General features: G+C 42.0%; 12 protein-coding genes. All 12 read right to left on the bottom strand.

Translation table 11 applies throughout. The features are described 5' to 3' along the window. Positions 1 to 69 precede the first annotated feature (69 nt). The 12 genes from ACKXF9_RS07700 to ACKXF9_RS07645 all read right to left on the bottom strand — a co-directional run bounded on the left by ACKXF9_RS07700 (position 70) and on the right by ACKXF9_RS07645 (position 12,266). Complete coding sequence (locus tag ACKXF9_RS07700) at positions 70 to 684, bottom strand: VanZ family protein (RefSeq protein WP_418265763.1); 615 nt, start codon at positions 682 to 684, stop codon at positions 70 to 72. Positions 685 to 687: 3 nt separating this feature from the next. After that, positions 688 to 1,590, bottom strand: coding sequence for a sugar phosphate nucleotidyltransferase (locus ACKXF9_RS07695; protein ID WP_418265762.1), 903 nt, complete (start codon positions 1,588 to 1,590; stop codon positions 688 to 690). Positions 1,591 to 1,612: 22 nt separating this feature from the next. Continuing rightward, the gene (glmS, locus tag ACKXF9_RS07690; protein ID WP_418265761.1) at positions 1,613 to 3,481 is read right to left on the bottom strand and encodes a glutamine--fructose-6-phosphate transaminase (isomerizing); all 1,869 of its coding nucleotides are present in this window, start codon (positions 3,479 to 3,481) and stop codon (positions 1,613 to 1,615) included. Between the two features lie 89 nt (positions 3,482 to 3,570). Next, complete coding sequence (gene glmM, locus ACKXF9_RS07685; RefSeq protein ID WP_418265760.1) at positions 3,571 to 4,956, bottom strand: phosphoglucosamine mutase; 1,386 nt, start codon at positions 4,954 to 4,956, stop codon at positions 3,571 to 3,573. A gap of 211 nt (positions 4,957 to 5,167) precedes the next feature. Next, entirely contained in the window at positions 5,168 to 6,601 is a 1,434-nt protein-coding gene (locus ACKXF9_RS07680; protein WP_418265759.1) for a flippase, read from the bottom strand. Positions 6,602 to 6,639: 38 nt separating this feature from the next. Further along, positions 6,640 to 7,572: a GT-D fold domain-containing glycosyltransferase gene (locus ACKXF9_RS07675; RefSeq protein WP_418265758.1), complete on the bottom strand. Its 933-nt coding sequence runs from the start codon at positions 7,570 to 7,572 to the stop codon at positions 6,640 to 6,642. Continuing rightward, positions 7,569 to 8,756, bottom strand: a complete 1,188-nt coding sequence (locus ACKXF9_RS07670; RefSeq protein ID WP_418265757.1) for an O-antigen ligase family protein — start codon at positions 8,754 to 8,756, stop codon at positions 7,569 to 7,571. The genes ACKXF9_RS07675 and ACKXF9_RS07670 overlap by 4 nt, the downstream gene beginning before the upstream one ends. Next, positions 8,753 to 9,490 carry an acyltransferase gene (locus ACKXF9_RS07665; protein WP_418265756.1) on the bottom strand — a complete coding sequence of 246 codons (738 nt, stop codon included), beginning with the start codon at positions 9,488 to 9,490 and terminating at the stop codon, positions 8,753 to 8,755. The genes ACKXF9_RS07670 and ACKXF9_RS07665 overlap by 4 nt, the downstream gene beginning before the upstream one ends. A gap of 12 nt (positions 9,491 to 9,502) precedes the next feature. Next, positions 9,503 to 10,534, bottom strand: coding sequence for a glycosyltransferase (locus ACKXF9_RS07660; RefSeq protein ID WP_418265755.1), 1,032 nt, complete (start codon positions 10,532 to 10,534; stop codon positions 9,503 to 9,505). A 19-nt stretch (positions 10,535 to 10,553) separates the two neighbouring features. Next, positions 10,554 to 10,760, bottom strand: a complete 207-nt coding sequence (locus tag ACKXF9_RS07655; protein ID WP_418265874.1) for a DapH/DapD/GlmU-related protein — start codon at positions 10,758 to 10,760, stop codon at positions 10,554 to 10,556. 121 nt (positions 10,761 to 10,881) lie between these two features. Then, positions 10,882 to 11,085 carry a hypothetical protein gene (locus ACKXF9_RS07650; protein WP_418265754.1) on the bottom strand — a complete coding sequence of 68 codons (204 nt, stop codon included), beginning with the start codon at positions 11,083 to 11,085 and terminating at the stop codon, positions 10,882 to 10,884. Beyond that, positions 11,085 to 12,266 (bottom strand): radical SAM/SPASM domain-containing protein, encoded by a 1,182-nt coding sequence (locus ACKXF9_RS07645; RefSeq protein WP_418265753.1) that lies wholly within the window; start codon positions 12,264 to 12,266, stop codon positions 11,085 to 11,087. The genes ACKXF9_RS07650 and ACKXF9_RS07645 overlap by 1 nt, the downstream gene beginning before the upstream one ends. Positions 12,267 to 12,272 lie beyond the last annotated feature (6 nt).

Here is a 12,272-nt window from a genome sequence, read left to right as displayed (position 1 = left end):
AAGAGGTGTGTGATTATCCGAGCAGCGTAGGGAGCTACCGCTCCCAGTATATCACAATTTCATCCAGTTTTACAGCCGCTTTCTTGCCTTCATCAACGCACAATACATCAGTCCGCCTAGCACTCCGCCGACTGTGTTATAGAAGATGTCTGATAATTGAAACGTACCCAAGCGAAGCAATAATTGCAACATCTCTATGCTTATCGAAAAGATAAATGCTATCTTCCCGCTTTGCCACAGGATCTTTTTCCAGCTGTTTCCTATCTTCTCTCCGAATGTCCACATCGCTACTGCTGAAAAAGGCATCATCATGATTACGTTCTCGATACACTCGGTGGTCAGTTGCTGTTCACCATTCACTGTCTCCCAGATGCCCCAACCGCCCATAACATCGGATAAAGGATTCATCCACAGCTGACGGTTTAACAGGGTTCGGAACAAAATAAGTGAGGTCACAAAAGCTAAGAAAAACAACCTCCGGAAGAACACGCTCTCTTTGAACTTCTGATACCAGGTCACTATGGCATTCTTCCAGCCTTTGCCTGCATGTATTGGCTCATAAGCATAAAGATAGAAAAACATAGCTAGGAAGGAAAGTAGAAGCGAAAACCCAAACGGCTCGTAGAGAGCCGTCAGAATGTTTGTGAGAATCTTCCCGAATAAATCAATAGTTTCTTTCATCATTGTTTAGAGATCACTGAACAGGTCAGCCTTGTACACGCCGTTTTCCAGCATCTTCTTGAAGCTGTCCTTTACGGCTGCAACGTCCTCATGGTAGGTCATGCCGTACCAGGTGTCGTTGGTCTTCAGAACCTTCACAGACATCTTTCCCTGCTCCAGCAGTTCGCCGATGAAGATAGGAATCAGATACTCTGCTTTCAGCGGATTGCCCGGAACTTCTTTCTCAAAGAACTCTTTGAAACCTTCCTCCAGCACGTCCAAGAAATCAGGAGTCAAGCCCCACATATTCATGGAGACCAGAGAATTCACATCAACAGCTACGCCGTCTGCATCTGCTCCAGTCACAGTCTTTACAATGTTCTTTGTCTCCACGACCTCAGTCAGATTATTCTGCTCATCCATCTTGCAGATACCACGGGTTACACCACCGTTATCAGACAGCGTGTTCTTCAGCACAAAACCCGCCATGCAGGACTTGCCGCCGTTTACCAGATATTCGTGAACTGCTTTAAAGCCTTCCTTGCCATAGTAATCGTCTGCATTGATGATAATGAACGGAGTATCAATCACATTTTTAGCAGCAAGCACAGCCTGACCGGTTCCCCACGGTTTTGTACGGCCTTCTGGCAGAATTCCCGGAATATCGTTGATATCTTGAAAAGCATAATCCACTGTCGCATCATGAGCATCACAGATAGCTTTAATGCGGTCACCAATGACCTCTTTGAACTCCTTCTCGATATCCTTGCGGATGATAAATACCACATAATTGAAACCAGCTTCAATCGCATCATGGATTGAGTAATCCATAATGATATGTCCAGCATCATCCACTGGCTCCAACTGTTTGATTCCTGTTCCAAAACGGCTACCGATACCGGCTGCCATGATAAGTAACGTTGTTTTCATAACTTCTTCCTCTTACTAATTTTTATTCTACTGTCACACTCTTCGCCAGATTTCTCGGCTTATCCACGTCCAGACCCTTGGCAACAGACACATAGTAGCCAAGTAGCTGCAGTGGAATCACTGCCAGACTACCAACAAAGTGCTCGTCCACCTTTGGAACATAAACTGTGAAGTTTACCTGATCTTCGGTTTCATACTTGCCATAAGTAGTGAGCCCCATCAGATAAGCACCACGGCTCTTGCACTCCAACATATTGCTGATAGTCTTTTCGTAGAGTTCGCTTTGGGTCAGCACGCCGATGACCAGCGTTCCCTGCTCAATCAGACTAATAGTTCCGTGCTTCAGTTCGCCAGCTGCATATGCCTCCGAGTGAATGTAGCTGATTTCTTTCAGTTTCAAACTACCTTCCAAGCAGACAGCATAGTCAATGCCACGGCCAACGAAGAACACATCGTGTGCATTGGCATATTTCGCAGCAAACCACTGGATGCGTTCCTTATCTTCCAGAGCTTTCTGCATCTTTTCCGGGAGAGTCAGAAGTTCAGAAATATAGTAGCTGTACTGCTCCTCCGTGATTTTTCCTCTCACCTTTGCGAACTGAACAGCCAAGGAGTATATGGCCGCAAGCTGTGCACTGTATGCCTTAGTCGTAGCAACAGAAATTTCAGGGCCAGCAAGTGTGTAAAACACCTTGTCTGCTTCACGGGCAATGCTGCTGCCCACTACATTGACGATTGCCATTGTGGTAATGCCATTTTCTTTTGCCAGACGCAGTGCTGCCAGTGTATCTGCTGTCTCACCAGACTGGCTGACAACAATCACCAGCGCTTTCTGATTGAGTGGCATTTTACGATAGCGGAACTCCGATGCAAGTTCCACACGCACCGGAACATCCGCCATATCTTCCAGCACATACTGAGCAGCCATACCAACATGCCATGCAGAACCGCAGGCAACAATATAAATCTGCTCAAAGTTCTTAATCTCCTCTTCGGTGATTTCCACACTGGACAGGTCGATAGCTCCATCTTTGATCACAGAATTCAGGGTATCTTGGACAGCTTTCGGCTGCTCATGGATTTCTTTCATCATGAAATGCTCAAAGCCGCCCTTTTCAGCTGCTTCTGCATCCCATTTAATCTCGGTGGTCTGCTTTTCGATTTCATCGCCGTTCAGGTCATAGAAATGCGCCTCACCCGGCGTCAACTTTGCAAACTCAAGGTTGCCGATGTAATACACATTGCGAGTGTATTTCAGAATTGCCGGGACATCCGAAGCCACATAAGTTTCACCATCCGCAATACCGATAATCATCGGGCTATCCTTACGCGCCACCCAGATCTCGCCCGGATAATCACGGAACATCAGCTCAAGCGCATAGGAACCGCGTACACGAACCATCGTCTTGGCAATGGCATCAATAGGACCGAGGTTGTACTTCTTATAATAGTAGTCCACCAACTTGATGACCACTTCGGTATCCGTCTGGCTGTAGAACGTATAGCCATGCTTCAACAGTTTTTCTTTCAGTTCAGTATAGTTCTCGATGATGCCGTTATGTACGCCAACGACCTCAGACTCCACTGTGCCGGAACCGGAACGGCTACAGTTACCGGAAACATGCGGATGTGCATTCGTCTGGCTCGGCTCACCGTGGGTTGCCCAACGGGTATGGCCAATACCACAAGTTCCTTTCAGTGCATTACCGTTATCGGTTTTCTCAATCAGATTGGACAGACGGCCTTTTGCTTTCACGACCTGTGCCAGTGCTTCTCCATCCCGGACAGCCAATCCAGCCGAGTCATATCCTCTATACTCCAGTTTAGACAGGCCATCCAGCAGGATCGGTGCCGCCTGTCGATTTCCTGTAAATCCAACGATTCCACACATAGGTTTTACCCCTCCTATTATTCATTTTTCTATGATACTTTTCCACTTACACAAAACGACTCCGGACACTGCCAGAGTCGTCATTGACTTTATACCTTATATCCCTTTTCGCAGATCACATTGACCACTTCATCAACATACTTCTGGCAAGTATTATGGTCAGGTGCTTCCACCATGACACGCACCACCGGTTCAGTACCGGATTCACGCACCAGAATACGACCAGTATCGCCCAGTGCCTCAGCAACCTTAGACACGGCTTCCTGCACAGCAGGATCATTCTGTGCAGCCTTCTTATCGGTCACACGAACATTCTCCAACACCTGCGGATAGATCTTCAGCGGTGCCGCCAACCCGCTCATCGGCTTCTTCTTAGCCAGCATGACTTCCATCATCTTCAGACTGGTTAAGATACCATCGCCGGTGCTGGCATATTTGGAGAAGATGATATGACCACTCTGCTCACCACCGATACGACAGCCGTTCTTCGCCATGTACTCGTATACGTACTTGTCGCCCACAGCAGTCTTGGCGTAACCGATACCTTGCTCATCAAACGCTTTGTACAGACCAAAGTTGGACATGACAGTCGTAACCACAGTATTGGTCAGCAGCTTGCCACGCTCTTTCATATAGCAGCCATAGATATACAGGATATGGTCGCCAGTGATGACATTACCCTTCTCGTCCACGCACAGGCAGCGGTCGGCGTCACCATCGTAGGCAAAGCCGACATCCAAGCCCTTCTCTACTACGAACTTCTGCAGACCCTCGATGTGGGTGGAGCCAGCATTGTTGTTGATATTCAGACCGTTCGGCTTGTTATTGATAACGTAGGTATCTGCACCCAGAGCATCGAAAACGCTCTTAGCGATATTCCAAGAGCTGCCGTTAGCGCAGTCCAGGCCGACCTTGACACCCTTGAAGGAATAGATGCCGAGACTGATCAGATAGCCCATATAACGGTTACGGCCTGCCACGTAGTCCACCGTGCAACCGATGTGCTCACGACGAGCAAAGGGCAGTTCCGGCCAGTCCTTATCAAAGACATGGAGTTTGCCGTCAATATAGTCCTCCACCAGCAGCAGGGTCTCCTCGGGCATTTTTTCACCGTAGCAGTCGATCAGCTTAATGCCGTTATCGTAATACGGATTATGGCTGGCAGAAATCATGATACCGCAGTCAAAGTCATCCACACGAGCGATGTAAGCTACAGACGGCGTGGTAGTAACGTGGAGCAGATAAGCATCTGCACCGGAAGCCGTCAGGCCAGCGACTAGGCTGTACTCAAACATGTAAGAGCTGCGACGAGTGTCCTTGCCAATCACTATGTGAGCAGGGTCGTTATCACCATTGCGCTCACGGAGAGCGTTATAATACCAGCCCAAAAAGCGACCCACTTTATAGGCATGGTCTGCTGTTAATGTAATTCCGGCTTCACCACGGAAACCGTCCGTTCCAAAATACTTTCCCATTTTTCGTTATTCCTTTACTTTTTTCTTTCCCACCATCCATGGCGCAACTCTTACAACAGCCTCATATGCCATACTACATATTGCCATCGTAATAGCTACCACTACCATGACCAATAAGAAGTTTTCTCTCACTACATCTGTTCCCATGTGCAGCGAAATTGACACGATTTTTAACATCCCTCCACATAGAATCACGATCAAAAAAATCGTATTATTTTTTTATCATTCTGATAATTTTACTGGAAGCACTGTTTTTCAGCATAAACACACACAAAAAATACACCAAAACAGCTATTACAATCTCAACAAGCAGTCTCATCCATACAGCTTGTCCAAAAAATAGTTTATGGCATAAAACAAGCGTGAGCGACATGACGAACGCTGATGTTAATATTGAAAAAACATCTCTACAACACATATTGACTTTAATCGTTCTTCTTGTTGCTACAATCATGCTTATGGATACAGTAAATTCAGCTACGACGGAGGCAATCGCAGCTCCGTTTTGCGTAAAAGTAGGAATTAACAGGTAATTTAATACTGCATTGACAACTGTTCCAATTAAGACGCAAGCTAAATAACTCTTTTCTTTACCAGCGGTGAGCAACAGCTGACAAAAAACCCCACCAGACAATGGCATCAATACAATAAGAATTGATAAAATTCTAATCGTGCTAATGGCAGGCAAAAACTCAACACCAAAAAGCACTTCCACAATTTGGTCTGCGACCAATATTATTCCGCAACAACACGGTACAGATATTAAAAAAGTTACATTGAGAAACTGTCTTGACAACTTTTTTATCTCACTTTTATTATCCTCGCTAAAAAGATAACTAAATCTAGGCATCAAAACTGCGGAAATACCTGTTAACGTATTTGCAACAGCTTTAACAATTTTCGTAGAATTAGAATAGTATCCTACGCTTGTAGCATTAGACATCACTGTAAGCATTGACACATCAAGTAAAGAATATATCTCAATGGCAATAACAGAAACGAAAAAAGTCATAATAGGTCTAATGTGCTTTTTCAAGGAGATATTGCAAAAGTTTAATTTCACATACCTTTTTAGATTGATAAAATTCAAAACATAATTTCCAATGCTACCGAAGCAAATAATAAAGGCATATGCAACCAAATCACTTTTTTTTCTGACAAAAATAAAAAGCAACAAAAGCGATACTATTTTTATAACAAAGCTACGAATCATAATATATCCATATTCTTCATAGCCTTGATAAACCCATTCAATATTAATGATATTGAACACGATAATACTAGAGAAAATCAATGTCAGTGCCGTATTCGAATTATTAATCTTAAAACAGAATGCGGTAATCAGATATACAACGGTTGCTATAATGGAGGATATTAAATTAATCGTAAAAAGTTCCGAAAAAGTTTTGTTACAACTATTTTCATCTCTTTTTGATTGAGCAATTGCTTTTACACCATAAGAAGGAATTCCTAGCGCAGCTGCCATGCTAAAATAAGTCGCCAAGTTTTGTGCTGAGGAAACTTCTCCAATTCCTGCCGCTCCTAAAACTCGTGATATATAAGAAACCGTCACTAGAGGAAAAACGACGGATAACCCTTTATTAATCATGCTAAAAGCCGAATTTCTTGAAACTGATTTTCCCATTGACGATTACCCCCTTTCACATAAAGATTACTTTTTAATCACGATAAGACTCTATCAATGATGGAATTGATATATGTGCTATCATTATCATAAACATCTGAACAAGTTTTCACGCCACTCTCATTAACATACTTTCCTTCAATGGTTTCCCTTAAAATCGCATGTCTTAGATACCACATATATTCGACATCAATATGTCCAATATCCACAAATTGATATCCCTCATCACACAACTGCGACGCTAGAATAGAAGCTGTCGGCCCTAACGCCCCTAAAATCAACGTATCCTTTTCCACATTTGATCTTATTGAATTTTTTATAGCTTCAATTCTTTCGTATGCATTCTCTGCTGGACAAATGATTCGTTTTATGGAACTTGCATTATCAAATAGATCATTACCCATCCCCAGCTTTGTTTTTTCGCCTTCGACGATAACTACATCTCTTTTATCCCATATTCTCTTCAACAAATCGAAGATCTTGGCACTATAATTTCTATCTCTATAATCAATATATGGTCTTGTTATGCTCGCATCACTATACACCCTGTTTACATCCATAAATTTCACTAGTCGGGAAAGAAAATTGGCACGAATAATCCTCCAATGCATTTTCGCATAAAGATTACATTTGGATGAATCAAACACTCCGTGAGGAATTCCAACTAATAAGTTTTCATTATCACTTTTAAATGCCGAAGTTAAATCGCTCGCAAACTCAGCTGAATAGTCTTGAAAGGAAACCATACTCTCACCTGACATCCACATAAACTCTCCATCCCCAAATCGGCTAAGTGATTTCCGCTCCTTGACAATTAATGACACTGTTTCTTCATCCGAATAAAATTTAATATCCGGAATTTGAGACTTAACATTTAATGCTTTTAAGTATTCCGGAACAGTTCTTATCACTTCATAACCATACACTACCTTATCAGGTAACAATTTTTTTATCTTTTTTTTCCATGTCATTTGAGTATTTCCCCTTCCTGAATTCTTTGCATTTTAATTCCGTAAAGCAATACAACTGCTGCCAGAAAGTCCGATGAAAATGTTATTTCAACTGTCGCCAGCGAGACAAACACATATATCAGCGCCGTTAGCGATCTGACATCGCTGCAGTTTATCTTATAATCATTCTTCGGTCGTTTCATTGCAATGCATAACCACATAACTAGCAACACCGTTCCAAAAATTCCTATTTGCTGTATCCAATCGAATACACCATTCTGTGCATCTACTATTCCATGCCTCATTAACACCTCATACCCCGTACCATATCCAAATCCCCAAAGCCAGTGACCCTTCATGATATTAGGAAGCATTGAATAGATCACAGTTCTAAATGTTAATGTAACATCTTTACCTAGTAATTGTGTTATGACATATGTAACCACACTGTTAGAAAGAATCACCTCAACAAAAACTACAAAAAGCAGACTTGCCATCAAAGCGACAAAAAAAATCTTACCGCTTAAAAAGAGACCAATATTTTTTTCATTCAGCCATAAAAACAGCAGCAACGCAACAGTACCCACTATACCAGTAGCCGCCCCCAATTCTATAGACATTGTCATTGTCATTATAAAAAATAAAACTAGAATTGCATTATTAAGTGAACTTTCTCTAACTGTTCGCAGTCTAACATTTTTATCAGCAATGAAAAATGAAATAAGATAAAAATGCATATAAACCACTTGAAATTTTGTTCCTACAAGAAACACATTTCCTCCATATTGTAGATGAATAGTTGTAAACAGTATCAAAAGATCGGTAGCTATCACAACTAATAGGGTCATTCGATAAAAAACCTTAATTAGATTCTGCATTTCCTCTCGTTGACAAAACATTTCCACAGTTAACACAAATTCCACTAATGTTGCCGTAAAAACAATAGCTGCCAAAAACGGATTCCTATCCGTGTAGCCATTCCTATTAATATACGATACGATCAGTGTCGCTATACAAAAAAGGGCTATGCCGACATTCAGTCCTCGATAAGTATTCCTAGACAAAATCTTAATATTTGATGCTATCATCATTGCTACTACAACAAGGAGGAAATACTTTATGGGATTGTATGAAATATATGTTGTTGAAAAAAAGACAAGTAAATATACTAATACAGCATGTATTGTTGAAATTTTAATCTTCATTCGCTTTGTTCCTTTACGCAATTAGTACATTTCTCAAAACATTTTTCTATAAACTCATCATAGGAAGAAAACATTGCTTTATGTGCACTCATGTATTTAACAGTATCCAATTCATTTTGGCATAATGCGATTTTATTTCTAAATACATCATTTTTTTGTGCCTCTTCAGCCGTTTCAAATAGCATAAAGTACTCATGGAACACTTCTTTCCCGGGTCTTTTTCCATATCTATCAAAATACTCAACAGCAAGTTTTTTGGCTTCATTGAATTGTGCCCGTTCTCTTTTTTCATAATATTCATCTATTGACATAATTCGTTTTGCCGGCACACCTGCATACACGCAATTGTGATCACAATTAGAAGTAACAACGCTCCCTGCACCAATAATTACATTGTTACCAATTTCAACATTTCTGGTTATAACAGTGTTCATCCCGATAAACACATTATCCCCAATTTTCACCGTTCCACTTGCTCCTAATATTGCTCCTTTTTCTGTTTTTAAAACTGACCATGCATAATCATGAGTTAATATTTTCACGCCTTCAGTAATTCGCACATGATCTCCAATCGTTATCATCCACGGGTACTGCTCATCAATTAATGTCTTAGAAGGCACATATATTACGCAGTCCTCACCTATGTTCACACCAATACTGCGAAGATAGTTTATATACGATTCTGAAGAGCACCTTTTCCCCAGTAGGATTTTCTTTACCCATTCCTTAAACATCTCTATTTATCCTCACGCCTTCGCTTTTATCAAGCAATAGCAAAGGCCAGTCATTTTATATTTAATTGACAAGAAAAGAATCTTTCGCGTAATCGACTCTCGCTTCAAATTCATTTGATGAACCACATTTTGCATAGTTTCATCATTGACTATATCACTTATCATCTTTTTCTTTTCAGTATTAGATAAGCCTGAGATTACAATCATCTTCATTGCAGCTATTGAATTTGCCGTAAACGGGTACGCCATTCTTCTTTTAACTTCTTTGCTGTACTCTAGCTGATTACATTTATCTATGCACGCCTCATAAAAGTGCCTTATCCGATTATATCGGTCTTTCTTATAAGAATGCGTTAACGATGTCTCGTTTTCACAGTAAAAGTAGAATGCTTCTGGAATAACCACAACAGTCTTAACATCTCGGTAAAGATCGAGCAGTGAATATACATCCTCAGAGATTATCTCTCTTTCTGAAACAAATCTCCAAGAGTTTCTTCGAATCAATTCCATTGAGTATAAAGCTGTCCAAGCACTCATTCGTAAATCTGTTACCACACCATTATCGGGATTCCAGCTTATTAAATCCGGAAGAAATGATGCCAAAACCTTTTCACCAACATATTTTTGGCATTTAGTTTTCGGAGCAATCACATTTGTTACATTGCCATTTTTATCTACTGTTGAAAAGCCAAATATGCCAATATCGGCATTTTCCTTTTTGACAGCTTCATACGCCTTTTCTATCGTATCATCTGCAATATAATCATCACTATCGAAAAAACATATATATTCTCCGGAAGCATTTTCTATTCCTGTATTGCGAGCATATCCCAATCCTGCGTTTTTCTTATGAACAACCTTTATCCTCCCATCCCTCTTTGCCCAATCATCGCACTTTTGGGGACAGCCATCCGGAGAACCGTCATCCACAAGAATAATTTCAATTTTTTTATATGTTTGTCTTACAACACTTTCAATGCATCGATTGAGATATTTCTCAACATTGTATATTGGTAATACAACGCTCACCAAGCCTACTTCCATCAATATAATCCTCTCTATATTAGTTCTTCATGTTTTTTATCACTCTCGCCGGGCTCCCAACCGCTACGCAATAGTCCGGCACATCTTTAGTAACCACTGAATTAGCCCCAATCACGCAATGCTTTCCTATCTTCACATTGCCTACTATCACTGTATTGATTCCAATGTAAGAACCTTCTCCAATGGATACTTTCTGACCTCTTTGTACAATTCCTTGATCAATCACAGGAACATCTATATTGTGATACTCATGATCACAATCGGTTATGTACACATTGGGCGAAAGGAGAACTTTTTTCCCAATTTCCAGATAGTTAGCAATAGAAATCCTGCATCTCTCGCCGATTTCAGATCCATTGCCGATTCTTACCGTACCCCCCCCCCGACCAGATTTGGGTATAGGGGCGTACTGTCACACCATCTTCCAAGACAATATTGCTTTTCCCTTTTAAGGCGCAATGCTTTCCAATGTAAACATTTTTTCCTGCCTGCACCTGAAACCGCTTCGCCTGGACTTTTCCAATGAAAGATTTTACTGCTGCCTTTACCATTACTTCGTCTCCATCTGCTGTGCGATATCAGCATCCACGATTTCCTCGCCGGTCTTATGCTTCAGCTGCTCCTTAGAAGCTTCACTCAGACCGTTATTGATCACGCAGTTCATATCGCAGGTGCTGCACTTGTCCAGATCCTCTTTAGTGACTTTGCCATCACGGTAATCACGGCAAATCTTCAGCTCATACATGCTATACGGATGTTTGGTGAACAGAGCCTTGAACTTATGCACCAGAACCCAAGTAGCAGGCTTCCAGATGTACTTATGCATAGCAGGACTTACACTACCAATCATCCAGCAGTCACGGTCACAGCAACGAACCTTTGCGCGAACCTTCTCTGCTTCCGGACTATTCCACAGCTCGTCCCAGGTCTGATTGTTCAGGTTGCCCATGACCTCTTTATCCTTGGTGCCGTTGCACGGCATAACATCACCATACGGGTCGATGAAGAAGGTATCGAAGCTCATGTCGCAAGGCAGCAGACGCTTCTGCCCGTAGATGTAGTTAATCAGGCCGTGGTTAAAGTACGCACGGAACCACTTCTTCGGGCTATTGCTGCGGAGCAGCTCATTGACCAGATTCTCGAAGTTCTTAGCCACCATCGGACGATCATGGATGATGTTCTTAGCCTCAACGAAATAGAAGCTGTTATGCAGAGATGCTGTTGCGAACTCCATGCCCATCTCATCGGAGATCTTGTACAGAGGAACCAGGTCAGGAGCATTCTTGTCCTGAACAGTCATGCCGAAACCAACGTCCTTCATGCCCATCTCACGCAGTTTCTTCAGCGTGCCATAACCACGCTGGTAGCCGTTCTGCAAGCCACGAATCTCGTTGTTGGTCTGCTCCAGACCTTCGATAGAGATACGAATACCGATCTGCGGGAACTCCTTGCACAGGTCAACGATACGGTCAGTGAAGAAACCGTTGGTCGAAATAACGATACGGTCGGACTTCTTGTACAGCTCACGCACGATATCCTTCAGGTCAGCACGGATGAACGGCTCACCACCGGTGATGTTCGTAAAGTACATCTTCGGCAGCTTCTTGATGGTCTCGATGCTGATTTCCTCTTCCGGCTTGGAAGGTGCTTTATAACGGTTGCACATAGAGCAACGTGCGTTGCAGCGATAAGTAACGATGACCGTACCATTTAACTTCTTTTCTTCAGACATGATTAA

The organism is Faecalibacterium sp. 9 (assembly GCF_048320955.1).
Lineage (GTDB): Bacteria > Bacillota > Clostridia > Oscillospirales > Ruminococcaceae > Faecalibacterium > Faecalibacterium wellingii.
Note: the sequence above shows the minus strand (reverse complement) of the source record. Positions and strands in the feature narration are given on the sequence as shown.

Bases quoted from the DNA above. Each gene is read 5' to 3' on its own strand.
- ACKXF9_RS07675 (WP_418265758.1), bottom strand. From the start codon at position 7,572: ATGACATGGAAAAAAAAGATAAAAAAATTGTTACCTGATAAGGTAGTG.
- ACKXF9_RS07650 (WP_418265754.1), bottom strand. From the start codon at position 11,085: ATGGTAAAGGCAGCAGTAAAATCTTTCATTGGAAAAGTCCAGGCGAAG.
- glmM (WP_418265760.1), bottom strand. From the start codon at position 4,956: ATGGGAAAGTATTTTGGAACGGACGGTTTCCGTGGTGAAGCCGGAATT.
- ACKXF9_RS07645 (WP_418265753.1), bottom strand. From the start codon at position 12,266: ATGTCTGAAGAAAAGAAGTTAAATGGTACGGTCATCGTTACTTATCGC.
- ACKXF9_RS07670 (WP_418265757.1), bottom strand. From the start codon at position 8,756: ATGAAGATTAAAATTTCAACAATACATGCTGTATTAGTATATTTACTT.
- ACKXF9_RS07680 (WP_418265759.1), bottom strand. From the start codon at position 6,601: ATGGGAAAATCAGTTTCAAGAAATTCGGCTTTTAGCATGATTAATAAA.
- ACKXF9_RS07695 (WP_418265762.1), bottom strand. From the start codon at position 1,590: ATGAAAACAACGTTACTTATCATGGCAGCCGGTATCGGTAGCCGTTTT.
- glmS (WP_418265761.1), bottom strand. From the start codon at position 3,481: ATGTGTGGAATCGTTGGATTTACAGGAAATCGACAGGCGGCACCGATC.
- ACKXF9_RS07700 (WP_418265763.1), bottom strand. From the start codon at position 684: ATGATGAAAGAAACTATTGATTTATTCGGGAAGATTCTCACAAACATT.
- ACKXF9_RS07665 (WP_418265756.1), bottom strand. From the start codon at position 9,490: ATGTTTAAGGAATGGGTAAAGAAAATCCTACTGGGGAAAAGGTGCTCT.
- ACKXF9_RS07660 (WP_418265755.1), bottom strand. From the start codon at position 10,534: ATGGAAGTAGGCTTGGTGAGCGTTGTATTACCAATATACAATGTTGAG.